23 protein-coding genes are annotated in these 22,872 nt (G+C 66.5%); 11 read left to right on the top strand and 12 right to left on the bottom strand.

Annotation, left to right across the window (positions count from 1 at the left end; genetic code table 11):
* The first annotated feature begins 4 nt into the window (after nt 1-4).
* The 3 genes from NJE57_RS12890 to NJE57_RS12900 are packed head-to-tail and all read left to right on the top strand — an operon-like array spanning nt 5 to nt 2,428.
* Nucleotides 5-823 (top strand): ABC transporter ATP-binding protein, encoded by an 819-nt coding sequence (locus NJE57_RS12890; protein WP_319028846.1) that lies wholly within the window; start codon nt 5-7, stop codon nt 821-823.
* Complete coding sequence (locus NJE57_RS12895) at nt 813-1,763, top strand: glycosyltransferase family 2 protein (protein ID WP_319028847.1); 951 nt, start codon at nt 813-815, stop codon at nt 1,761-1,763. The genes NJE57_RS12890 and NJE57_RS12895 overlap by 11 nt, the downstream gene beginning before the upstream one ends.
* 59 nt (nt 1,764-1,822) lie before the next feature.
* Nucleotides 1,823-2,428 (top strand): TIGR03086 family metal-binding protein, encoded by a 606-nt coding sequence (locus tag NJE57_RS12900; RefSeq protein WP_319028848.1) that lies wholly within the window; start codon nt 1,823-1,825, stop codon nt 2,426-2,428.
* On the opposite strand, the gene NJE57_RS12905 is transcribed toward NJE57_RS12900, so the two are convergent.
* Complete coding sequence (locus NJE57_RS12905) at nt 2,415-2,606, bottom strand: ferredoxin (protein WP_319028849.1); 192 nt, start codon at nt 2,604-2,606, stop codon at nt 2,415-2,417. The two genes, NJE57_RS12900 and NJE57_RS12905, sit on opposite strands and share 14 nt — an antisense overlap.
* 125 nt (nt 2,607-2,731) lie before the next feature.
* Here NJE57_RS12905 and NJE57_RS12910 point away from each other — a divergent pair, with 125 nt between their 5' ends.
* Complete coding sequence (locus tag NJE57_RS12910; RefSeq protein ID WP_319028850.1) at nt 2,732-3,205, top strand: DUF4442 domain-containing protein; 474 nt, start codon at nt 2,732-2,734, stop codon at nt 3,203-3,205.
* 71 nt (nt 3,206-3,276) lie between these two features.
* Nucleotides 3,277-4,476, top strand: coding sequence for a TerC family protein (locus NJE57_RS12915; RefSeq protein WP_319028851.1), 1,200 nt, complete (start codon nt 3,277-3,279; stop codon nt 4,474-4,476).
* 25 nt (nt 4,477-4,501) lie between these two features.
* On the opposite strand, the gene NJE57_RS12920 is transcribed toward NJE57_RS12915, so the two are convergent.
* From NJE57_RS12920 to NJE57_RS12970, 11 genes are all read right to left on the bottom strand, one after another.
* On the bottom strand, nt 4,502-5,536 hold the full coding sequence (locus tag NJE57_RS12920; RefSeq protein WP_319028852.1) for a hypothetical protein: 1,035 nt from the start codon (nt 5,534-5,536) through the stop codon (nt 4,502-4,504).
* Nucleotides 5,537-5,740: 204 nt separating this feature from the next.
* Nucleotides 5,741-6,937, bottom strand: coding sequence for an MFS transporter (locus NJE57_RS12925; protein ID WP_319028853.1), 1,197 nt, complete (start codon nt 6,935-6,937; stop codon nt 5,741-5,743).
* 131 nt (nt 6,938-7,068) lie between these two features.
* Nucleotides 7,069-8,487, bottom strand: coding sequence for an amidase (locus NJE57_RS12930; RefSeq protein WP_319028855.1), 1,419 nt, complete (start codon nt 8,485-8,487; stop codon nt 7,069-7,071).
* Nucleotides 8,484-9,890, bottom strand: coding sequence for an amidase (locus NJE57_RS12935; protein WP_319028856.1), 1,407 nt, complete (start codon nt 9,888-9,890; stop codon nt 8,484-8,486). The genes NJE57_RS12930 and NJE57_RS12935 overlap by 4 nt, the downstream gene beginning before the upstream one ends.
* A 5-nt stretch (nt 9,891-9,895) precedes the next feature.
* Entirely contained in the window at nt 9,896-10,063 is a 168-nt protein-coding gene (locus NJE57_RS12940) for a hypothetical protein (RefSeq protein ID WP_319028857.1), read from the bottom strand.
* A gap of 144 nt (nt 10,064-10,207) precedes the next feature.
* Nucleotides 10,208-11,560, bottom strand: a complete 1,353-nt coding sequence (locus NJE57_RS12945; RefSeq protein ID WP_319028858.1) for an amidase — start codon at nt 11,558-11,560, stop codon at nt 10,208-10,210.
* Nucleotides 11,560-12,363 carry an ATP-binding cassette domain-containing protein gene (locus tag NJE57_RS12950; RefSeq protein ID WP_319028859.1) on the bottom strand — a complete coding sequence of 268 codons (804 nt, stop codon included), beginning with the start codon at nt 12,361-12,363 and terminating at the stop codon, nt 11,560-11,562. The genes NJE57_RS12945 and NJE57_RS12950 overlap by 1 nt, the downstream gene beginning before the upstream one ends.
* Before the next feature lie 2 nt (nt 12,364-12,365).
* Nucleotides 12,366-13,211: an ABC transporter ATP-binding protein gene (locus NJE57_RS12955; protein ID WP_319028861.1), complete on the bottom strand. Its 846-nt coding sequence runs from the start codon at nt 13,209-13,211 to the stop codon at nt 12,366-12,368.
* Between the two features lie 51 nt (nt 13,212-13,262).
* Nucleotides 13,263-14,222: an ABC transporter permease gene (locus NJE57_RS12960; RefSeq protein WP_319028862.1), complete on the bottom strand. Its 960-nt coding sequence runs from the start codon at nt 14,220-14,222 to the stop codon at nt 13,263-13,265.
* The gene (locus tag NJE57_RS12965) at nt 14,219-15,181 is read right to left on the bottom strand and encodes an ABC transporter permease (protein WP_319028863.1); all 963 of its coding nucleotides are present in this window, start codon (nt 15,179-15,181) and stop codon (nt 14,219-14,221) included. Before NJE57_RS12965 ends, NJE57_RS12960 begins: the two co-directional genes overlap by 4 nt.
* A gap of 3 nt (nt 15,182-15,184) precedes the next feature.
* Entirely contained in the window at nt 15,185-16,810 is a 1,626-nt protein-coding gene (locus NJE57_RS12970) for an ABC transporter substrate-binding protein (protein WP_319028864.1), read from the bottom strand.
* A 300-nt stretch (nt 16,811-17,110) separates the two neighbouring features.
* Between NJE57_RS12970 and NJE57_RS12975 the strand changes: the two genes are divergently transcribed.
* The 6 genes from NJE57_RS12975 (at nt 17,111) to ureG (ending at nt 22,753) form a co-directional block, all read left to right on the top strand.
* On the top strand, nt 17,111-18,181 hold the full coding sequence (locus NJE57_RS12975; protein WP_319028866.1) for a helix-turn-helix transcriptional regulator: 1,071 nt from the start codon (nt 17,111-17,113) through the stop codon (nt 18,179-18,181).
* 189 nt (nt 18,182-18,370) lie between these two features.
* Nucleotides 18,371-18,949 carry a hypothetical protein gene (locus NJE57_RS12980; RefSeq protein ID WP_319028867.1) on the top strand — a complete coding sequence of 193 codons (579 nt, stop codon included), beginning with the start codon at nt 18,371-18,373 and terminating at the stop codon, nt 18,947-18,949.
* Nucleotides 18,946-19,614 (top strand): urease accessory protein UreF, encoded by a 669-nt coding sequence (locus tag NJE57_RS12985; protein ID WP_319028868.1) that lies wholly within the window; start codon nt 18,946-18,948, stop codon nt 19,612-19,614. The genes NJE57_RS12980 and NJE57_RS12985 overlap by 4 nt, the downstream gene beginning before the upstream one ends.
* A gap of 81 nt (nt 19,615-19,695) precedes the next feature.
* The gene (locus NJE57_RS12990) at nt 19,696-20,385 is read left to right on the top strand and encodes an urease subunit beta (RefSeq protein WP_319028869.1); all 690 of its coding nucleotides are present in this window, start codon (nt 19,696-19,698) and stop codon (nt 20,383-20,385) included.
* Complete coding sequence (locus NJE57_RS12995; protein ID WP_319028870.1) at nt 20,382-22,100, top strand: urease subunit alpha; 1,719 nt, start codon at nt 20,382-20,384, stop codon at nt 22,098-22,100. The genes NJE57_RS12990 and NJE57_RS12995 overlap by 4 nt, the downstream gene beginning before the upstream one ends.
* A gap of 20 nt (nt 22,101-22,120) precedes the next feature.
* Nucleotides 22,121-22,753, top strand: coding sequence for an urease accessory protein UreG (ureG, locus tag NJE57_RS13000; RefSeq protein ID WP_319028872.1), 633 nt, complete (start codon nt 22,121-22,123; stop codon nt 22,751-22,753).
* Nucleotides 22,754-22,872 lie beyond the last annotated feature (119 nt).

A 22,872-nucleotide genomic window follows, 5' to 3' on the forward strand; every position in this document is an offset into this window, starting at 1 on the left:
TCCCATGAGCCCCGCAGCCCCCACCCCTGGCGGCGTGTCCATCGACTGTGTGGACGCGTGCGTCGACTTTCCGATCTTCGACGCCAAATCGCGCTCCCTCAAGAAGGCGGTCCTCGGCTCGGCGGGTGGCGCCATCGGTCGGAACGCGTCCAACGTCGTCGTCGTCGAGGCCCTCAAGGACATCACCCTCTCCCTCCGGGAGGGGGACCGCATCGGCCTGGTCGGGCACAACGGTGCCGGCAAATCCACCCTCCTACGGCTGCTGTCCGGCATCTACGAGCCCACCCGCGGCGCCGCCCGGATCCGTGGCCGCGTGGCGCCGGTGTTCGACCTGGGCGTGGGCATGGACCCGGAGATCTCGGGCTACGAGAACATCATCATCCGCGGCCTGTTCCTGGGGCAGAGCCGCAAGCAGATGAAGGCCAAGATCGAGGAGATCGCGGACTTCACCGAGCTCGGCGACTACCTGGACATGCCACTGCGCACCTACTCGACCGGCATGCGCGTGCGGCTGGCGATGGGCGTGGTGACCTCGATCGACCCGGAGATCCTCCTGCTCGACGAGGGCATCGGCGCCGTGGACGCCGAGTTCATGAAGAAGGCACGGATCAAGCTCGCCGACCTCGTCTCGCGGTCCGGCATGCTGGTGTTCGCCTCCCACTCCAACGAATTCCTGGCCCAGCTGTGCGACTCGGCCATGTGGATCGACCACGGGCGAATCCGGCAACGCGGGAGCATCGAGGAGATCGTCACCGCCTACGAGGGCCCCGAGGCCGGGCGATCGATCTCCGAGTACATGGAGAGGATGACGCGTGAGGGCTGAGTCGACCGGTGCGCACGGCGCTCCCGATGGGGACGCACGGCGGGTCGTGGCCGTGGTGGTCACCCACCGCAGGCTCGAGCAGCTCCGCGCCTCGCTGGAGGTGGTGTGCGGGCAGACCCGCCCCGTCGACCACCTGGTGGTGGTGGACAACGCCGACGAGCAGGACGTGCGCGAGCTGGTCGAATCGCAACCCGTGGAGGCCACCTACCTGGGCTCCAGGCACAACCTCGGTGGCGCGGGCGGGTTCGCGTTGGGCATGCTGCACGCCCTGGCGGCGGGCGCCGACCTGGTGTGGTGCGCCGACGACGACGGCCGACCCGAGGGCCCGGAGGTCCTGGCCACGCTGATGGGCTGCATGGACCGGCACGGGCTGGCGGAGGTCTCGCCGGTGGTGTGCGACCTGGCCGAGCCCGATCGGCTGGCCTTCCCACTGCGGCGCGGTGTGGTGTGGCGGCGCTGGCGCAGTGAGCTGGTCGCCGACGGCACGGGAGAGCCCCAGACGGATCTGTTGCCCGGCATCGCCTCGCTCTTCAACGGCGCACTGTTCACCTCCGATTGTCTAGACCGCGTGGGGGTCCCGGACCTGCGGCTGTTCATCCGCGGCGACGAGGTGGAGATGCACCGCCGCCTGGTGCGCTCCGGACTGTCCTTCGGCACCTGTCTGACCACCGCGTACCTGCACCCACAGGGCTCTGACGAGTTCAAGCCGATCCTCGGTGGGCGCATGCACACCCAGTTCCCCGACGATCCGGTCAAGCGGCACTTCACCTACCGCAACCGCGGCTACGTCCTCACCCAGCCCGGGAACCGGCGGCTCATCCCGCAGGAGATCCTGCGCTTCGGCTGGTACTTCCTGGTGACCCGGCGCGATCCGGCCGGCCTGCGCGAGTGGATGCGCCTCCAGCGCCTGGGGGCGGGCGAGCGCTTCGACAAGCCCTGACCGGTGCCGGGTCGCCCCGAAGGTCGACGCCGCCGGGCCAGCGGGCGCACCATGGACACATGACCGACTGGATCGCCCTGCAGGCCCTCGCCGCCGACCTCTACGACGAGCTGCTGCCCGCCGTGACCGACTGGGATGCGGCCACCCCGTGCAGCGACTGGACCGCGCGCGAGGTCCTGGCCCACGTGGTGGACGAACAGCTGTGGGTGCCGGGCCTGCTGGCCGGCGGCACCGTCGAGGAGGTGGCGGACGACCTCTCCGACCGCCTGCGACGCCTCCACGACGCCTCCGGCCCCGACCTGGTGGAGGAGTGGCGCTCGGTACGGGCGCCGGTCGCGGCGGCCTGGCGCGGGACGGACGCCGACGACGAGGTCCAGCTCTCGTACGGGCAGGCCCCGATGGGGCACTACCTCGCCCAACAGACCTTCGACCTGGCCGTTCACGCGTGGGACCTGGCCGTCTCCCAGCGGATCGACCTGCGGTGGGGCGAGGAGCTCGACCGGGCCGTACTGGAGTTCGTCCGGGCCGACCTCGCCGACGACCCGGCCCCGCAGCTGTTCGACCCGCCGGTGCCCGGCTACGACGACCCGGACGTGTCAGACCGGGACACGGCGCTGGCGCTGACCGGCCGCGACCCGGGAGCGTGGCCCGTCAGGCCTCTGTGAGCGCCGCCATCGGGCACTTCTGGACGGCCTTGCGGGCGCGCTTCTCGTGCTCCGGGGGGACGTCGTCCACGAGCAGGCGCACCACCTCGTCGTCGTCCCCCAGGGCGAACACCGCCGGAGCCAGGCCCACACACACGGCCTGTCCCTCACAGCGGTCCGGATCCACGATGATCTTCATGTCACGCCTCCTGCTCGATGGTTACCACCCCGAAAGTAGACAAATTGCGGCCTTTTGTCCAGGGGCGGGGCAGCGTGCGCGCCCGTCCGGCCAGAACTGACCCGCGAGTAAGTTAGGATCGGTGGGTGCCCAAGACGATGCTGCACCGCTACACCTCCAGCCCCCGCGCGTTCCCACTCCTGGCCTCGCTCTATCCCCCACTGCTCGGCTCGGGGATCCGGATCCGGCACATCGCTCCCGACTGGAGCCGCGGGGAACTGAGCATGCACGTGGCCCCCTGGACCGCCAACACCAACGGCACCGCGTTCGGCGGAGCCCTGTTCGCCGCGACCGACGTGCTCTACGGGGCCCTGTTGTCCGGACGCCTCGGCGGCGGGTACCAGGTCTGGACCAAGAGCGCGACGATCGACTTCCGGTCCCCCGGCCGGGGCCGGCTGCGCTGCGTGGTGGAGGTCCCGGACCAGGAAGCGGACGCCATCCGGGAGCAGCTCGAGACCCGGCCCAGTACCAGCGTCCTCCACACCGCGGTGGTCACGGACAGTCGGGGCACGACGGTCGTCGAGGCGCAGCACACGATGTTCATCCGGCGCAGGGACTGACGGAGGACGTCGGCTCCGCCGGAGACGCGTAGGATTGTCCGGTCCCCGGCCCTCCTCGGAAAGGATCCCCGTTGGGAGCCACCCCGCTCGCCTGGTCGCTGTCCGTCGGTCTGATCATCGGACTGCTGCTGTTCGACTACTTCTTCCATGTGCGAAAAGAGCACATCCCAACGCTCAGGGAGTCGGCCATCTGGTCCGCCCTGTACGTGGGCATCGCCATCGTCTTCGGTTTCCTGGTCTGGATCTTCGGCGGCACCGACATGGGCGTGGAGTACTTCGCGGGGTACATCACCGAGAAGGCCCTGTCGGTGGACAACCTCTTCGTCTTCCTGCTGCTGCTGACCAGCTTCAAGGTGCCGCGGGCCGGGCAGCAGAAGGCGCTGCTGTTCGGCATCGTCTTCTCGATCATCGCGCGGACCGGCTTCATCTTCGTGGGTGCGGCGCTGCTCAACCAGTTCGCGGCACTGTTCTACGTCTTCGGCCTGTTCCTGCTCATCACCGCGGGCCGTCTCCTGGCGGAGGACGACGAGGACGACGACGCGGACAACGTCGTGGTGCGCCTGGCCAAGAAGTTCATCCCGGCCACCGACCACTACGACCACGACAAGCTGTTCACCATCGAGAACGGCAAGCGCGTCATGACGCCGATGATGATCGTCATGGTGGCCATCGGCGGCACCGACATCATGTTCGCGCTCGACTCGATCCCCGCGATCTTCGGTCTCACCCAGAACGTCTTCATCGTGTTCACCGCCACCACGTTCTCGCTGCTCGGACTGCGCCAGCTGTACTTCCTCCTGGACGGACTGCTCGACCGCCTCGTCTACCTCAAGTACGGCCTGGCCGCGATCCTCGGCTTCATCGGCGTCAAGCTCATCCTCCACGCGCTGCACGAGAACAACCTGCCGTTCATCAACGAGGGCGAGCACGTCAACGTGGTGGAGGTGCCCACCTTCCTCTCTCTCGGCATCATCATCGGCGTGCTGGTCGTCACCATCGTGGCCTCGCTCGTGAGCCCGGCGGGCAAGGCGCTCACCGTCCTGGGCAACCTCAAGCGGTACTCGTACGAGTTCGTCAACAAGGACTTCGCCGACGACCCGGTCGAGCGGGCCCGGCTGTGGAGCAGGATCCTCGAGAACGAGGACAAGCTCAAGACGATCGACCGGAAGTACTTCGGCTCCGAGGGCGACGTCTGGGAGCTCGAGCAGCTCCTCCGCCGGGTCTGGGACGAGCAGGCGCGCTACGAGCGGGCCACCGACTACACCCGCTGACACCGCCCCCGGGCGAAAGACCCGGTCACGGGCATCGGGTCTCCCACATCCCGAGCGGGTCGGCGGCGGGCTCCCCGATCAGCGGAGGGAGCATCACCGCTGCCGGCCAGCGCGACCTGAGGACCTCGAACGCCCGGCTCCCGGCGTCGTCGTCCGCCGCCGCGCGGTGCGGGACCACGACGCCGCTGTGGGGGTCGGAGCGGGGGTGGGTCTCGGAGCCGGCGGGCCCGCGCACCACCAGGACGGCCCAGCCCGCGCGCCGCAGCCCCGTCCGGAGGCGGTCGGAGCCCGGCCCGTCCAGCGGGCCCGTCGTCCCACCCGGGGTGAGCACCACGCACCTGGCCGCCGGGTCGGCCAGTGGGAGGAGCACGTCGCGCCCGCCGATCCTCGCGCGGTGCCCCTCGGAGAACCCGCCGGATCCCGCCGCCGCCAGCAGGATCCGGGCGCGGGTGGACTCGGCGGACCCCGCTCGCGGGTCCACCGCCGCGACCACGGCCGCGAATCGTCGGGCGCCCCGTCCGGTCGGGTGTGCGGCCGCCGCCCGGAGGCACCCGGCCAGCCCCGGGACCGCCGCACACACCCGCTCCACCGCCACCACCGCGTCCTCCGTCTCCAGATCGCAGGCCAGGTCCCGGCACGTGCGCAGCGGGGTGGTGACGCGGAGCCCTCCGAGTTCGGTGACGGCGGACCCGGACATCGCCCCGTAGCGGTACACCCGTCCCTCACGGGATCGACGGGTGGAGGGCAGCCAGATCTCCGGCAGGGTGTCGGCCGGGGCGGAGTCGTCGCCCCACAACAGAGCGGCGCTGCGACCGCGCAGGACCCCCTCGGGCCAGGTCCGGGCCAGCGCCACGCTGCGCAGTCGCAGGTCGTCGACCTGGTCCTCCCTGCGGTAGAGCCCGTGCCAGATCCGCAGGTAGCGGCCGCGGTCCCGGGGGTCGGGAACGGCGGTGGCGAGCTGGGCGGTGGTCAAGGGTCCCGGCGGTAGCTCGTCCGCGTAGTGCTCCGCGAGGCCCCCCGAGCCGAGGGTCCGCAGGTGGACAGAAGTGGAGGTGTTCATGCCACACACTCTGCGGCCCCGATTCGCCCCACCGGGAGGTAGGACCGCTTCAAGGCGACCACCTGTGGATCAACCGAGCTTGTGGATGACGACCGGGCACGCGGAGACGATCACGCCTGCGATGCCGCTGCAGTACGCGGACAGCGGGATGCCCGACCTCCTCTGAGGAATCCTCTCGCGACGAGCTCGCGGTCCCCGCTGGGGTCAGGGACGGGCACTGGGCCCGAAGCGCCAGACGAGGAGCGCGAGGAACGACAGGGCGGTAACTTCCACAGCCACTGCGGAGATGCCTCCCATCGTGAAAGTCAGCGGGCCGACGACTCCGCCGAATCCGCCGATGAAGAAGACGATGAAACTGAAAGCGGTATTGAGTTGAGCCGAGTGCTCGGGCGACGTGGATAGCGCCTGCACCTGGTTCCCGGACAACGCAGACTGGGTCGCCCACGTCGAGAAGAAGAGCACCAGACCGAAAAGCACCGGTGCACTGTGGGTGAAATAGATCGACGCAGACGAGAGCAGGAGGACCATCAGGAACAAGCCGGTCATCCGGCGGGCTCCGTACTCGTCGATCAGTCGGCCCGACCACGGGGTCAGCAGACCTGCCAGGAGTCCGACGAGACCCAACAGCCCGGCCTGCGTCACCGACCACGAGAGCGGACGGCCGGTGAGGTGCAGGACCATGACCGCCCATACCGAATTGAACGCTCCGAGAACGAGTGACTGGGTTAGGGCGGCACGGAGCAGAACCGGGTTCCCGCATGCTCCCCTGAGCGCTGCGGACATCAGGGAGAAGTGCGACAGCGCGCTGCCGACGGGTGGGACAGCACGGCGCAGCGCCCAGAGTGTCGTGGGGAGGGTCAGTGCGACCAGGAGTGCGCACGCGCCGATGGTCCCCCGCCAGCCGATCCAGTCCGCGGACACGCTGGCCAACGCCCTGCCACCGAACAATCCGATGAGCAGGGCGCCGACGAGGACGGAGTTGGTGGCCCCACGCTTCTCGGGGGCACACATTCTGTTCGCCGCCGGGATGATGACCTGCGACAGGTTTCCCACCAACCCGACGGCGAAGAACGCAAGTGTCGCCGCGACAACGTTCTGGGACAGTGCGGCGAGGAGAAGAGCCACGGCGAGGACAGTCCCCTGAACGGCTACCTGCGCTGAGGACCGGACACGGGTACCGAACGGAACGAGAAAGGGGATGCCGATGGCATATCCCAGCAGCGTGCTCGCCGCGATCACACTGGAAGCCTGATGCGACACGTCGAAATCCGTCGAGATGTTGGTGAGCAGAGCCTGCGGTATATAGACGGTGCTTGCGGATATCCCACAGAACACTGCGAGAGCGAGAAGATGACGAGGCGCCATTCGCTCATAGGCTTGTGGGGACATGTTCCGATTCATCTCGTGGATCTACCCGGCGACATCTACGACCTTCTCGTTGCCGCGATGTGTTCAGGGCGCACTGCCTCGCCGGAAGAACCAGGACGGGCTTCGCCAGAAGACCGTTGGCGACGATCCGCCACGAGGGACGGTCACGCCGGCACCGTGGCCTTCTCCAGTACCGGGTGCTTCTTGTGGTAGTCGGTCACCGACTGGAATGCATGCGCGGCGCGGACGAGCAACTGCTCGGAGAAGTCGCTGCCGCACAACTGGAATCCGATCGGCGTGCCCCTCTCGGTGACGCCGCCGGGGAGTGTGATCGTCGGAGTACCACTGATATCCAGCGGAGCCGTCGGCACCAGAAGGCCCGCCAACAGTTCGGGCGAGGTGCCGAGCGACGCCATCGTCTCGGTGGTCGGCGACGCGAGGCCCGCCCCGGGGAGCAGCACGAGATCAACGTCGTGGAAAACCCGCTTCAACCGCCCGGTGAATGCCCGTCGCCGCGACAACAACGCCTGGTAGTCGACCGCGCTGAGCCCGAGCCCGATGTCGATGAGATGCGCCAGTGCCGGACCGTACTCGCTCGCGCGAGACGGATACGTCGCGGAATGCGCGGCTGCGGTCTCCACCGCGCACATGCTCTCCCATTCCGCACTGATGCTCGGGAAATCCGGAAGCTCGATGGGGTAGACGCGCCAGCCCAGGGACTCCACGATCCTGACGACCTCTGTCAGCATCGCCTGTGTCGGCTCGTCGAATGTCGCCGTGAGGTCCCAGTCGATGCCCACACTGGGGGCATGGTCGAGTCGCAGGTATCCGGCGTAGTCCGGCACCGGTACCGGCGCTGCGGTCGGGTCGTGCGGGTCCTCACCGGCGATAGCTGACAGCACCACTCCCGCATCCCGCGCGCTGCGGGTCATCGGGCCGATGTGGTCGAGGCTCTCGGCAAGCTCAAAGACGCCGTACCGGCTCACGCGCCCCCAGGTGGGCTTGATGCCCGTCACGCCGTTCTGCGCGGACGGCAGTCGGATCGACCCGCCGGTGTCCGAGCCGAGCGACGCATAGCAGAGCCCCGCCGCGGTGGCGACGCCCGAACCGCTCGAACTCGACCCGGTCCAGGTGTCGGCGTCCCACGGGTTCACCGGACTCGGCAGCGACGGATGATGTTCGGCGTAGGCGCCCTCGGTCATCCGCAACTTTCCGGTGATGACGGCTCCCGCCGCTTTCAGCCGTCGCACCACGGTGGCATCACACGGCGGCACGAAGTCGGCGAATATCGTCCCGCCGGCCGCGGTCGGAGTGTCGGCTGTGTGGCAGAGGTCCTTCACCGCCACCGGTATCCCGTGCAGCGGGCCGCGGTATCGTCCCAGCGCGATATCGGCATCTGCGGTGCGCGCCGCCTCGAGGGCGGCGTCACCGGTGACCGTCGCGTAGCTCCGGAGCTGGTCGTCACACGCGTCGATGCGCTCGAGGATCGCCTCGGTGAGCTCCACCGAACTGACCTGCCGGCCGCGGACGAGCTCCGCGACCTCGGTGAGCTCGAGGAACGCCAGATCTCCGCCGGCACTCATACCGCCGCCTTCAGCGGCGCCAGGGTTCCGATGTGGTCGGTCGCGCCTTCGTAGACCGAGGCCACGCGCAGCACGTCGCCTTCATGGAACGGCCTGCCGATCAACTGGGCGCCGAGCGGCAATCCGCCCTCGTCCGAGTATCCGACGGGCATCGAGATGGCTGGGAGGCCGGTGAGGTTCGCAGGCGCGCAGACGCGGCTGTAACCGGTCGTCGCGCCCTCGATGTCCTCGGGCCCCCACTCGAAGAACGGGTGCTCGGCACTCACGGCCGGGCCGGGGAGGGTCGGCGCCAGGAGGACGTCGATGTCGGAGTACATGTCGCGCCAGCCCTGCTGCATGAGGGTCCTGGTTCGCAATGCGTTGATGTAGCTCGTCGCCAGGACGCCCTCGCCGACCTCGAGGAGAGTCCGGACCTCGTCGGTGAAGAGGTCCGGGGTGGTGCGGAGCGCCTCCTGGTGATACGCGCTCGCCTCGGCCAGCATGATGGTCCACGCGGTGGACAGCACCTTGTCCGCGAGGGGGATCTCGACCTCGACCAGCTCCGCGCCGAGCTCTTCCAGCACGCTCGCAGCGGACATCGAGGCGTCCCAGATCTCGGACTGCACGCGCTCGTTGTAGAAGTTCTTCGGAATACCGATCCGGGTACCCTTCACCGATCCGGCGAGGTCAGTTGTCCAGTCGGGCACCGGCTTGGCGACGCTTGCGGGATCGCGCCTGTCGTAGCCGGACATCGCTGCCATCACGAGCGCGGCCTCCCGGACGTTTCGGGTGAGCGGCCCGACATGATCGAGGGACCAGGAAAGGGACGCGACTCCTACGCGCGGGGCGCGTCCGTACGTCGGCTTGATGCCCACCGTGCCGCAGACCGAAGCGGGGATGCGGATCGATCCGCCGGTGTCCGAGCCGAGAGCCACGGTCACACCACCGGAGGCGACAGTGGCTCCCGACCCTCCACTCGATCCACCGGGGACTGTCGAGGTGTCCCACGGATTTCGGGTGGTGGGTGTGGTCGCACCGAACGCGAACTCGTGAGTCTGGGTCTTGCCGACGACCACCATGCCGGCTGCGGTGAGCTTCTGCACGCTGACGCTGTCGGCGTCGGGCACGTGGCCGGCGCGGACCTGCGAGCTCGAGGTGGTGAGGATCCCCTCGGTGTCGTAGAGGTCCTTGACCCCGAGCGGGATACCGTGGAGAGGGCCTTTGTAATTCCCGGCGGCGATCTCCTTCTCAGCCACTCTGGCCTGCGCGAGCGCCAACTCTTCGGTGACCGTGACGTAGGCGTGGATATCCGGTTCGACCTCGCGGATCCGCTTGAGTGAGGATTCCGTGAGTTCGACCGGGGACAGCTCCCGTGCGGCGATCTTGTCTGACGCCTCGATAAAGCTGAGTTCATACGGTTCCATGGTCGTCACTCCCACCCTGCGTTGAAGGCGGTCGCGGGCGCGGTGTCACCGAGTGGCTGGAACGGCTCGGTGTTCGCGATCTCCAGGAGCGGTGCGTAGTCGGCGAGCTTGGCGGACAAGCGCTCATCGGTCACTTTGCTGTCGGCGTAGTCGAACAGTGCTCTGACTGCCACTTCCGTGAATACCTTCGGCGTTCCTGACATGGGATCTCTCCTTCTGAAATGTGTTCTCGGGGGTTCTTCCAGACGCCGGTGATGCTCCGGAGTCGGTGAGCGTGGGGTGTCGGGCGGACCAGGAGCGATGTCCCGGTCCGGCAGCTAGCGCGCCGCGAGCGGCGGGACCAACGAACCCCAGTCGGTTCGTTTCTCGTATGCCCGGCCTATGGCGAGCGCGAGCGCGTCGGCGCCGGGCGCGGTCATGATGTGCATGCTCACCGGCATTCCTCCGCGAGTGAGCCCGGCGGGCACGGCGAGCCCTGGCGCACCGAGGAGATTGGCCTGGACGGTGTAGGCGTTGAGCCCCGAGAGGGTGGACATCTCCTGGCCGCCGAGCACCATCGACGTCGCACCGAACGGCGGCGGTTCCGTGCCGACGGTGGGCGTGATCACGGCGTCGACCTCGGCAAACATGGCGTTGCACGCCTTCTTGAGCGCCGCCTGGAACTCGAGCGCCTCGAGGAGATCGACGGCACTCAGGTCGAGACCCGCGTCGAGAGCTGCCGCGACATCGGGTTCGAAGTCCACACGACGCGTGGCGAACCGCTCGCGATGGTAGAGAGCCGCCTCGGCTGCCGCGATCGCCACCACGGCGTCGCCGCACTCCTCAGGAGTGGGGAAGACGATGGGCACGAGCCGCGCACCCGCCGCCTCGAGCTCGCGCGCCGCCGTGTGGACGGCCTCCGCGATATCCGTGTCCGAGGTGTCGAAGAAGTAGTTCTCAGGGATACCGAACGTCAGTCCTTCCACGCCCCGGTCCAGCGAGGCCACCGCTTCGGGGGCAGGGAACCGTCGGCTCCCGGGATCGGTCGGATCGAATCCGGCGAGGGCGTCGACGACAGCCGCGGCGAGCGAGACGTTCGCGGCCAGTGGACCGGCGTGGTCGAGCCTCGGGCTGCAGGGGGTGATGCCTGTCCGGCTGATGAGCCCGAAGCTGGGCTTGAATCCGACCACGCCGCACACCGCCGCCGGCATCCGGATCGACCCTCCGGTGTCGGTGCCCATGCCGACCGGGACTATGCCTGCGGATACTGCCGCGCCCGATCCACCGCTGGACCCTGCCGGCACACGGTTGAGGTTCCACGGGTTTCGGGTGGGAGGCGACATGGCTCCGAATGCATACTCGTGTGTCACCGTCTTGCCGACGATGACGGCCCCTGCCTCACGGAGCTTCCTGACTGCCGCGGAGTCCGCGCCCATCGGGGTGACCGCGGCCGCCCTGGAGCCGCTGAGTGTGGCGCGGCCCGCGACGTCATAGAGATCTTTGACGGCGACAGGGACCCCGGCGAGCGGGCCGGTGAGCCCCCTCGCGATCACGGCGTCGGCCTCTGCCCGTGCGTCGGCCTCGAACACCTCCACGAATGCCTTGATCTTCGGGTCGAGCTCGGCGTACCGCGCCACGACATCGGCGACGGTGTGCGATGGACCCACGATCGCGTCGGGACTCATCGCCATCACGCCGCCTTCGGTTCGAGCACGGCGTCGAGAAGCTTCCGCGTGACCTCGCTCTTCGGGTTGCGGAACACCGTGTCGACGGGGCCCACCTCGGCGAACCTCCCTTGGTCGAGCACCCCGGCGGAGTCGCACATGTGTTCCACCAAAGCGAGGTGGTGGGTGATGAGCAACATCGTGAGGCCTCGTTCAGCCTGCAGATCCTTGAGGAGGTTCAACACCTGCGCCTGCACCGACACGTCGAGCGCCGCGGTGGGTTCGTCGAGGACGAGGAACTCGGGATCGGTGGTGAGTGCGCGCGCGATGCCGAGCCGCTGCCGCTGCCCCCCGGAGAACTCGTGGATGTACCGGCCGTAGTGACTCTCGTCGAGTCCCACCTTCTCGAGCAGCTCCAGCACCCGCCGGGTGGCTTCCTTCCCGTCGCACAGACCGAAGCGACGCAGGGGCGCGCCGACCTGCGGTCCCACCGGAAGGCGCGGGTTGAACGCCGAGCCGGAATCCTGAAAGACGACCTGGACCTTCTGTCGGACCCGTCGCATGCGCTCGCCCGTCAGGTTGGTCGTCTCGTGACCGTCCACCACGACGTGCCCGGAGGTGGCGTCCTCGAGGCCCAGGATCATCCGACCGGTGGTGGTCTTTCCGGAACCGGATTCACCGATCAACCCCCACGACTCACCCCTTCGGATATGGAACGAGATGTCGTCGACGGCCACGACTTCCCGGCTCTTCTTGCCGAAGCCACCCGAGACATTGAAGACTTTGCGCAGGTTGATCACTTCTACGAATTTGGTGTCGCTGGCAGACATGTTCAGGCCTCCTGAAAGACGTGGAGTCGGCGCTCCGCGCGGGGAATTGTCCGGACCGAATCATCGAGGTGGAGCTTCGGAACAGAGCTGATGAGTGACTGGGTGTAGGGATGCTCCGGCGCACTGAGGACCTGGTGGGCGGTGCCCTGCTCGACGATGCTGCCTTTGCGCATCACGGCGACCGTGTCGCACATGTGCGACACCACGCCGAAGTCGTGCGTCACCATGAGGATCGCGGTACCGAGTTCGCTGTTGATCTGGAGTAGCAGGTCGAGTATCTGCTTCTGCACGGTCGCATCGAGAGCCGTGGTCGGTTCGTCGGCGAGCAGGAGTTTCGGGCGGGCAGCGAGAGCGATGGCGATGACTACGCGCTGGCGCTGACCGCCGGAGAGCTGGTGCTGGTACGCCCGCAGTTTCTGTTCGGGATCCGGCATCGCCACGCCTTCAAGCGCCCGGACCGCCTCCTTGTAGGCGTCGGCTTTCGACAGCCTCTGGTGTAGGCGGATCACCTCCACCATCTGGGCCCCGATGGTGAACGACGGGTCCAGGGCACTGAGCGCGTTCTGGGAGACCAGGCCGATCTCCTTGCCCCGGATCTTGACGAGCTCCCGCTGTGACATCTGCAGGAGGTTCGAGCCGTTGAGGAGGATCTCGCCGGACGAGATCGTCGCTCGCCGCGTCCCGAGCAATCCCAGGATCGTCATCGAGGTGACCGATTTTCCTGAACCGGACTCTCCGACCAGTCCTCGGATCTCCCCCTCTCCCACGGACAGGTTCACGTTCTTCACCGCATGGACGACGCCGCCGTCAGTGTGGAAGTCGACGCTGAGATCGTTGATTTCTAGCATGGGGTCTCACACTCACTTTCTTGAATACGCGGATTTTCCTGAGTACGCGGATCAGGTGGTCTGCTTACGGGGATCGAGGGCGTCGCGGACGCCGTCACCCAGCAGGTTGAACGAGAGAGCGACCACGAGGATGGCGAGACCCGGAATGGTGGCCACGTGCGCGTAGCCCTCCAGCAGGACTCCGGCGCCGTCGGCGGTCATGATCCCCCAGTCGGGAGTCGGCGGGATGATGCCGACACCCAGGAAGCTCAGGCCCGCGGCGAGGACGACCATGAGACCGCACAGCGTGGTCGCGTAGACCACCAGGGGCGAGACGACGTTCGGGAGCAGCTCCTTGAAGAGGATCTCCGGGGTCCGTGCTCCACCCGCCCTGGCGGCCTCGATGTACTCCCTGGACGATTCCTGGACCGTCGACGTATACGCCACCCGGGCCATGTAGGGGATGAGGCTGATGCTGATCGCGAGCATCACGTTGCCGAGCCCTGCCCCGAGCACCGCGGCCAGCGCGATGGCCAACAGTACGAGTGGAAAGGCGAAGAGGACGTCGAGTAGTCGCATGAGCGTCTCACCGACCCGGCCCTTCGCGTAGCCGGCCACCAGTCCGATGAGTAGCGCGACGGGGAGGACGACGAGGACCGGGAACACCGCGACCGACAACGAATACCGGGTACCCCAGATCAGCCGGGACAGGATGTCACGGCCCTGGCCGTCCAGTCCGAGAACGTGCCCCTCCGTTCCGATCCCTTCCAGTCGCCGCCCCGAGTCTCCGATGGTCGGATCGTCGGGACTGAGTACCGGTGCGAAGATCGCCACCGCGATCGTGAGTAGCAGGATGACGGCCGCGACAGCGGCCATCCTGTCCCTCATGAACGCGCGGAACGCGAGCATCACCCTCGAGGGCCGCTGTGCAGGTTCTCCAGACTGAGGATCGGCCTCACTTGTCGGCCTTCCTTTTTTTCCGTTGCCGTCTGGCGAATCCACAGCCGGGGACGTGCCGAGAATCGAACTCATGCCGTGACCTTTCTGCGGGTGCGGGGATCGAGCACACCGACTGCCGCGTCGGTCACCAGATTGACGAGGACAAAGACGAGCGCGATGAACAGGACGCCGGCCTGGACGAGCGGCATGTCGTTCTGCGTGATCGAGGTGTAGAGCTGATACCCGAGTCCCGGCCAGGAGAACACCACCTCGACGAAGATCACTCCGCCGAGGAGATAGCCGATCTGGAGACCGATGACCGTGACTATCGGAGGAAGCGCGTTCCTGAAGCAGTGTCTCCAGAGAATGGAGCGCTCAGAGATGCCCGAGGCCCGCAGGGTGCGGATGTACTCCTGCTCCATCGTGTCAACCATCACGCTGCGCGTCATACGGGCGATGACAGCCAGCGGCACGGTTGCAGCGGCGATCGCGGGAAGCACGAGGTGCAGCAAGAGATCACCCGGTCCTCCGTCGGGATTGCGCGGATTCGACATACCGGACGTCGGAAACCATCCGAGCTGAAGGGCGAAGAGCCCGATCAGCATGAGACCGAACCAGTAGACCGGGACACTCGCTCCGGCCAGCGACACGAACATCGAGACGCGGTCGAAGATGCCGTACTGCTTGCGGGCGGCGGTGATTCCGAGCGGAACACCGATGACGATGCAGAGCACGAGTGCCGCGAACGACAGCACCATCGTGTTCTGGAACCGCGGCACGATGATGTCGAGGACCGGCTGGTTGATGGTCAGCGAGCGACCGAAGTCGCCGGTCAGCAACCCGCCCAGATAGCTGAAGAACTGCATGACCACCGGCTGGTCGAGACCGAGGTCCCGGCGGACGGCCTCAACAGCATCCTCCGTCGCACCTGCGCCCAGAATCGTCCGGGCCGGATCACCGGGCACCAGTTGCAACAGCAGGAAGACGATCAGCACGACGCCGAACAGGACGAAGACGGTCGACGCGAGGCGCTTTCCAATCACGAGCAGCATGGCCTAGTCCTCGAAGTTCAGGCTGACGCCGGTGAGGTCGTACCACTCCTGGCTCGCCGAGACCCAGCCCTCGACCTCCGGTGCCAGAATGTACGGAGCGCGGTCGTTGACGATCGGTGCGAGTGCTGCATCCTCCGTGGCGATCTGGTTGGCCTGCTGCCAGTACTCGATGGACTCCTCCTCCGTCGCCGCCGTGATCGCCTGCTCCATGACGGCGTCGAGTTCGGGGTTGTCGTAGTACCCGACATTCGGCCCGTTCGGGGCGATCATGGCCTGCGAGGTGACGATGTACAGCCAATACGGGGTGTCCATGCCCCAGGACATCTGCATCATTCCGACATCGCCGGCGCCTTCGCCCCAGCGCCCGAGGTAGGAGATCCACTCCATGGTCTCGATCTCAACGTCGATGTTGATCTCGGCGAGATTCTGCTGGATGAACACGGCCATCGGCGCCGGAACAATCTGACCGGATCCGTCGACCGAGGTTGCAAGGCTGGTCGAGAAGCCGTCTTCAAGCCCGACCTCCGCGAGGAGAGCACGCGCCTGTTCCAGGTCACGGGCGTACGCGTCGGTTCTCTCGACGTAGGCGTCGTTCGCTGGTGCCTGGATGTCATACGCGGGTTCGGCCGTGCCCTGGAGGAGGTCGCTGGCCATCCCTTCGCGGTCAATGGCCAGGTTGATGGCCTGCCGGACCTCCGGCATCGACATGTACTCGTCCTGCATGTTGAAGGAGAGGTACCAGACGTGGGGCGGCGCACCGTCTGACAGTTGGAACCCTTCGTCGACGAGCTGTTCGACCGAGTCCGGGGAGGGCACTGCGATCACGTCCACTTCACCGTTGCGGATCGCGGCCGAGCGGCCGGCGGGATCCGGGATCGGGCGGAAGATGACGCTGTCGAGTTCTGGCACGTCGCCCCAGTAGTCGTCATTGCGCAGCAGCGTGATCCGTTCGCCGCGAACGCGCTCGTCGAACAAGAACGGCCCGGTGCCGGACGGATTCTCGGCGATATCCTCGCCGTGCTCCTCCAGCGCAGCGGGGCTGATGATGCCGGTGGAGCCGTTTCCGCCCTGCGCCAGCATGCGGAGGAACGGGGAGAACGGCTGGGTCATCCGGACGACGACCGTGTGCTCGTCGACGGTCTCGACGTCCTCGACGAATTGCCACACGTAGACCGTCTGACCGGCAGCGGTGGCGTTGTACTGCGGCGCCGACTCATCCCACATGCGCCGGATGTTGTACTCGACCGCCTCGGCGTCAAGTTCGGTGCCGTCGTGGAAGGTGACGCCCTGGCGAATGTTGAACGTGTACTCGAGACCGTCGTCGGAGACTTCCCACGACTCTGCGAGACCGGGGCGTAGTTCGGGGACGGGCGCCTCCTCGGAGGGGGTCTGAAGATCGTGCATCACGAGAGGCTCGTACATCTGGGAGTTGATGCGCCACGTCACCCAGCCGCCGGCGACCTGCGGGTCGAGGACGTCTGCCTCGGACTCGATTCCGATGATGAGCGTCTGGTTGTCACCGCCTCCAGACCCGCCGCTACACGCGGCGAGGGCCAGGGACAACGTGAGCCCCGCGGCAAGCGCTTTGGTCCGACGCTTCCACCCAAGGGATTTAGCCGATTTCTGCATGAGATGCGTGCCCTTTCCTTGAGCCACCGGCCGCCAAGGGGTTGGCCGCCAATCTGAAATTGAATGCGAGGTGAACAGTAGAAAGGGTCGCTAGGCTCTGGGAATACGTCATAGTGCGTATTTCACCGGGGCCACTGCCAACCCGCAGGTGCCCCGTGGCCGAGTGTGATCCAGCTCATTACCAGGCACATTCGAGGCCGCCGGAAATGACACACGGAAAACCCCTCGGGTGGGAATTCAACAAGTCGCAACCAACGTTACGAACTATTAACACAGCGTCGACACGGTTGGCAGTAGCCGGTGGCCATACTTCAGTGCATCGGTGCCCGCCACGGCTGGAGGCCGGATCGGTACCCGTGGACGAGAGTTTTGGAGAGAACGATGAAAGCGACGACGATTCTCGACGCAACATTCAACGCGGTGCGCGTGACTCAGGCGGACGTGGTTCCGCCGATCGCCGCTGCAGACGAGGCCCTCTCGGAACTCAACAGATTCGTAAAGTACCCATCGTTGGAGATCGCGGAGTGGGATCCGGAGCGTGGGATTCACCAGCCGCTGCACACCAAGCGGTTCCCGCAGAAATTGCTGGACGCGCTCAACGGGCAGGTGTTCCTGGACGACCTGTGCTGGCCCGCACTCCACAGGGACAGGCGGCCCAAGGGGTGGGCCGATACCGACGCCCACATCAACCGCGCGGACTCGTGCCTCTACCAGGAGTTCATCCTTCCACTGGGGTACCGGGAGGGCATCTATCTGCCGCTCTTCCATCAGGAGCGCTACGTGGGGATGGTCACCGGGAATACTGACGCACCTCGGCCACCCGGGGAAGCGGAGAAAGCGGCACTATCGGCTGCGGCTCCGGCGTTGGGCGAGTTCCTCTTCCGCACCCGTGAGCGACGCACCAGGAGCGAAGCGGATGGCGCGCTCCTGGTCGACCTCGGGCTCAACCTGACGAGCTTCGAACCAGAACACAGTCACGAGGTCGCGGAGCTCATCCGTTCCGTACTTCTGCGGACATGGCCGACACGGGGTCAGGTCACGCGTTTCGCGATCTGGCCCGACGACGCCGAGGTGCCGCTGCATGTCCGGGTGGAGGGCGCACGGCGAGGGATCGGCGGGTTCTACGTGTCGTGGCGAGAAGGGCCGATGCCGGCCGGACTCTCCCGGCGGCAGGCGGAGGTCGTCACCGGAATCGTCGAGGGGTGTTCTAATACGGAGATCGGGGAGCGCCTGTTCACCAGCCCACGGACGATATCGAAACACGTGGAGCACATTCTCGTGAAGCTGGGTGTGCCGAATCGCAGTTCCGTGACACGGATGGCGATGATAGATGGGCTATACCTGCTCGGACATCCGGCTTTCTCCCGATAAGAATAGCTATTCAGGTTCTGCCACCTCGTCTGCTTCCACTGGGCTTCGAAATCCACGGTGCACTGAATTCCACGATGCTTCGCGGGTGACGGTTTCGCCACAACCCGGTTGCCATGAGATAGGCAGCGATGAGGGAAATGGGTCGAATGACGTATTCCTAGTCCGGACTCACCACTCTAGGCTTGGACAATGGAGACGTTCCGCAATGTCATCGGACATCGATTCGATTCGGAGATCCGCAGCTCATTGCTGCCACTGGAGGACGCCGGACGCATTATCCGGCTCAAGGTGCCGCAGGCAGAGCTAGGACGTAGGCGCTTCAAGGCTGTCGATCAACACGGTATCGAATACGGAATCGCACTTTCCAGAAATGTGAGGATCACCAACGGGGCGGTCCTGGAGCTCACCGGGTCCCGCGCGGTGGTCATCGACGCGCAGGAGAGCGAGAGGCTGCACCTCAAGGCGCGCGACGCGGAGGGGGGTATCCAGCTGGGTTGGCACGCGGGTCACCTTCACTGGAGGGTCCGCATGTCGGGTGCATACGCGACGGTGCTTCTCGACGGGCCCCGTGACGACTATCTCGTACGCATAGAGAGATTCCTCGACAGCGGCGTGATCGAGGTCGTGGATTCCGCCCCGGGGACCGATGGCGCGGACGCCGCCACACCCGAATCGCTCACCCACAGTCACGGTGCACACGGCCACGTCCACGTCCACGGCCAGGAGCTCGAGCACGCGCACGAGGCGGCCCCGGCGGGTGAGCGATGAAGGCGATCGCGTCACGCACCGAGCTCCTACTCCACGCCGACCCGGCGTTCGCGGCGGGGTCCGGCTCGTTCTCGTCCGGGTTGGAGACGCTGGCGGAGGAGGGGTGGGTCACCTCGGTGGACGCTCTGGAAGACCTCCTCGACGAGGCACTCGTCTACCGCTGGAACTCCTTCGATCGCGTGTTCCTTGTCCGGGCCTACCAGTGCAGCGACACCGACGGGCTTTCCCTTCTCGACGACCAGGTCGACGTTCACCTCCTCGGAGAGTCCGTACGGAAATCGTCGCGTCGTGCGGGCCACGCGCTTCTCGGGGTGTGGGCACGACTCGGCGACATGCAGCTCGCCCGACTCCGGGAGGCGATCCCGGCGGGGGCCCACCTGCCGGTGGCACAGGCCGCCGTCGCACAGACCCGGGGGATGTCTCTCGCGGACATCGAGGCGCTCTACGGCTGGCAGGTCATCTCGACCTACTCGAGCAGCGCCCTGCGACTGGGATTGTGCGGGCATCGCAGCATCCAACAGCTCATGACCCGTGCGTCCGCACGTCTCGGTGAGCTCCTGGCCAACCCGGTCCCCGACGGCGCCCTCCCGAGGGCCTGGACCCCGAAACACGACATCGCCGCGGAGCGTCACCGCCATTCCGATATGCGGCTGTTCGCGTCATGAGTGAACCGGAAGTCACACGAAACGAGAAGAGATGATGAGTATCCCGAAGCAGTTGGCCACGACGCGCAGGAGGTGTCCGGTATGAACCTGACACCCACGGAATCGGAACGACTCACCATATTCGCCGCGGCCGAGTTCGCGCGGCGCAACCTGCGGGAAGGTATCCCACTGAGCCACCCCGAGGCTATCGCGTACCTCACCGATGAGGCGATGGTGATGGCGCGCTCGAACATGCCCTTCCCGGAGGTCCGCGAACGGGCCGGCCAACTCCTCACGCCGGACCAGGTGGAACCGGGGGTGCCGAGCATGATCTCGTACATCATGCTCGAGCTGCCGACTCCCGCGGGCAGCAAGCTGCTCACCATCTATTCGCCGATCGCGGAGACGGCCGATGGTCCCGTACCCGGAGAGGTCTTCGCCGTCACCCACGCGGAAATGGCATTCGATCCGGCCGAACTCATCGAACTCGAGGTCGTCAACTCCGGTGATCGCGACATCCAGGTCCGGAGCATGACCCACTTCTTCGAGGTCAACAAGGCCCTGAAGTTCGATCGTGTGGCTGCCTACGGCTACAAACTCGCGATCAACGCCGGCGGCGGAACACGGTTCGAACCCGGCATCCCCAAGGTCGTCACACTGACGCCGTTCGCCGGCGGGCGGTTCATTCACGGTCAGGCGGGTCTCGTCAACGGACATCTCGATGACCCAGGAATCACTACCCGGGCCTTTGAGAAGGCCCGCCGGCTCGGCTACATCCAGGAGGAATCGTGACACCGCGTAGTACGTTCCTGACCCCTGCGGCCCGCGCCCAGCTCTACGGCCCGACCACGGGCGACCTCGTTCGTCTCGGCGACACCTCACTGCTCGCCGAGGTGGAGAAGGACTTCACCCGACACGGCTATGAACTCACCGTCGGCGCGGGAAAGAACATGCGCGACGGTGAGGCGCTGTCGGCGACGGTGACATCCGACGACGGCGCGCTGGACGTCGTGATCCAGAACGCTCTGATCATCGATGCCGTCCAGGGCATCGTCAAGGCGGATATCGGTATCAGGGACGGCCGGATAGTCGGCATCGGCAAGGCGGGCAACCCGGCGACCATGCCGGGTGTCGACGACAACCTCGTGTGCGGTCAGAACACGACCTCGGTGTCGGCGCAGGGCTGCATCGTCACCGCCGGGGCGATCGAATCGCACGGGCACATGTTCTCCGCCGACCAGTCGGAACACGCGCTGGCCGGCGGCACCACGACGTTGATCGGAAGCTCACCGGGCCCGGTGTTCGACGTCGGCTCCGGTACGGCCCACGTCATGGGCCGCTACCTGCAGGGGACGGAGAGTTCACCGGTCAACTTCGGGTTACTCGCCCGCGGCGGATCGGACCCTGGCGCCGTGGTCCACGCCGTGAAAGCCGGGGCGATCGCCGTCAAGGTCCACGAGGATTTCGGGGCATCGCCCGAGACGATAAACGGTTCGCTCATCGCAGCGGACAAGCACGACTTCGCAGTGCATCTACACACGGACTCGATCAACGAATTCGGCTTCGCCGAGGACACGATGGCCGCGATCGGCGACCGGACGATTCACATGTACCACGTGGAAGGCGCAGGCGGTGGGCACGCACCGGACATCTTGAGCGTGGTGTCCTACCCGAACGTCATCCCTGGATCGACCAATCCGACGAACCCGTTCGCGTGGTCCGCACTTGAGGAGGGCGTCCCGATGACCCTCATCGGACATCAGATGGACCCCCGGTCGGAGGCTGATGTCGCGTTTGCCGAGGGCCGGATCCGACCGCAGACGATGTCCGCCGAGGACCTGTTGCACGACATCGGTGCGATCTCCATCTTCGGCTCGGACACCCAGGGCATGGGACGACTCGCGGAGAACGTGGCGAACTCGTGGCAGTTGGCGAGCGTGATGAGGGACTACCGCGGGCGCCTTCCCGAGGAGACGACCGGGCGCGCCGACAACGAACGGATCAAGCGCTACGTCGCCAAGACCACCCTGAACCCCGCGATCGCGGTGGGAATCGACCAGCACGTCGGCTCCATCCAGCCGGGCCGCATGGCGGACCTCGTCCTGTGGCCGTTCGAGTCGTTCGGGGTGAAGCCGACCCAGGTGATCAAAGCCGGGATGATCGTCTGGGCCACGATGGGTGACGCCGCGGGCAGCCTGATGATGACCGAGCCCATGGTCCAGCGGCGGATGTGGGGCGGCCGCGGCACCGCTAAAAAGCATGTCAGCGCAGTGTTCGTGTCCGACATCGTGGCGCGGTCCGGCTCGTTGGAAGGCTTGGGGCTCACCAAGTCCGTTCTTCCGATCACGTCTACGCGCAACCTCCGCAAGAGCGACATGGTTCGCAACGACGCGCTGCCCGACGTGCGCGTAGACCCGCGCACATTCGAGGTGACCGTTGACGGCGAGAAGCTCACGGTGCACTCGTTCGACGAGCGGCCCTTGACCAGGAAGTACATGCTGCGATGACCAGCGGGAGGACGAGTTCTGTGACGCAGACGGACACCACGGCGCCGCAGGGCCCGGCGGCACGTGTGGGTATCGGCGGGCCGGTGGGGTCGGGCAAGACCGCGCTGGTGGAGAGGCTGATTCCGGAGCTGGAGATGATCGGTAAATCCGTCTCCGTCATCACCAACGACCTGGTGACGTCAGAGGATGCGGAGCGGCTGCGTCGCTCGAACATCATCGACGCGAACCGGGTGCTCGCGGTGGAAGCGGGAGCCTGTCCACACACCGTGATCCGCGAGGACCCCACCATGAACATGGAGGCCGCCGAACAGCTCGATCTCGCCTTCCCCGGAACCGACGTGATTCTCCTCGAAAGCGGGGGCGACAACCTGGCATCGACGTTCTCCGACGATCTCGTGGACTTCTGGGCGTTCGTAATAGATGTCTCCGGAGGCGGCGACATCCCGCGCAAACGTGGGCCGGGAGTACTGCGAGCGGACGTGCTCATCATCAACAAGGCAGATCTGGCGCCGCACGTCGGGGTGGACCTCGAGTTGATGATCGCGGAGGCCCGAGAGGTGAGAAGGGGAAAACCGGTCTTCGTGACGAACTGCTCCACTGGAGAGGGCGTAGCCGAGGTGGCCCGGTTCATTTCCGATGAGGTGCTTTTCTGAACGCGCCGACGACCCCGTCGTCACCTGCCTATTCACTCGACCTGGAGATCTCCCGCCAGGGAACCCGCAGCTTTCTCACCCGGAGGAACTTCCGCTGGCCGTACGAGATCGGCATCCTG

The sequence above is a fragment of the Dietzia sp. PP-33 genome (assembly GCF_033790845.1).
Taxonomy (GTDB): Bacteria; Actinomycetota; Actinomycetes; order Mycobacteriales; family Mycobacteriaceae; genus Dietzia.

What these genes read in the sequence shown, in the direction of transcription:
- NJE57_RS12965 (WP_319028863.1), bottom strand. Translation starts at nt 15,181, where the DNA reads ATGCTGCTCGTGATTGGAAAGCGCCTCGCGTCGACCGTCTTCGTCCTG.
- NJE57_RS12955 (WP_319028861.1), bottom strand. Translation starts at nt 13,211, where the DNA reads ATGCTAGAAATCAACGATCTCAGCGTCGACTTCCACACTGACGGCGGC.
- NJE57_RS12920 (WP_319028852.1), bottom strand. Translation starts at nt 5,536, where the DNA reads ATGAACACCTCCACTTCTGTCCACCTGCGGACCCTCGGCTCGGGGGGC.
- NJE57_RS12970 (WP_319028864.1), bottom strand. Translation starts at nt 16,810, where the DNA reads ATGCAGAAATCGGCTAAATCCCTTGGGTGGAAGCGTCGGACCAAAGCG.
- NJE57_RS12950 (WP_319028859.1), bottom strand. Translation starts at nt 12,363, where the DNA reads ATGTCTGCCAGCGACACCAAATTCGTAGAAGTGATCAACCTGCGCAAA.
- NJE57_RS12905 (WP_319028849.1), bottom strand. Translation starts at nt 2,606, where the DNA reads ATGAAGATCATCGTGGATCCGGACCGCTGTGAGGGACAGGCCGTGTGT.
- NJE57_RS12925 (WP_319028853.1), bottom strand. Translation starts at nt 6,937, where the DNA reads ATGAATCGGAACATGTCCCCACAAGCCTATGAGCGAATGGCGCCTCGT.
- NJE57_RS12900 (WP_319028848.1), top strand. Translation starts at nt 1,823, where the DNA reads ATGACCGACTGGATCGCCCTGCAGGCCCTCGCCGCCGACCTCTACGAC.
- NJE57_RS12945 (WP_319028858.1), bottom strand. Translation starts at nt 11,560, where the DNA reads ATGGCGATGAGTCCCGACGCGATCGTGGGTCCATCGCACACCGTCGCC.
- NJE57_RS12935 (WP_319028856.1), bottom strand. Translation starts at nt 9,890, where the DNA reads ATGGAACCGTATGAACTCAGCTTTATCGAGGCGTCAGACAAGATCGCC.
- NJE57_RS12930 (WP_319028855.1), bottom strand. Translation starts at nt 8,487, where the DNA reads ATGAGTGCCGGCGGAGATCTGGCGTTCCTCGAGCTCACCGAGGTCGCG.
- NJE57_RS12890 (WP_319028846.1), top strand. Translation starts at nt 5, where the DNA reads ATGAGCCCCGCAGCCCCCACCCCTGGCGGCGTGTCCATCGACTGTGTG.
- NJE57_RS12990 (WP_319028869.1), top strand. Translation starts at nt 19,696, where the DNA reads ATGAACCTGACACCCACGGAATCGGAACGACTCACCATATTCGCCGCG.
- NJE57_RS12980 (WP_319028867.1), top strand. Translation starts at nt 18,371, where the DNA reads ATGGAGACGTTCCGCAATGTCATCGGACATCGATTCGATTCGGAGATC.
- NJE57_RS12960 (WP_319028862.1), bottom strand. Translation starts at nt 14,222, where the DNA reads ATGAGTTCGATTCTCGGCACGTCCCCGGCTGTGGATTCGCCAGACGGC.
- NJE57_RS12985 (WP_319028868.1), top strand. Translation starts at nt 18,946, where the DNA reads ATGAAGGCGATCGCGTCACGCACCGAGCTCCTACTCCACGCCGACCCG.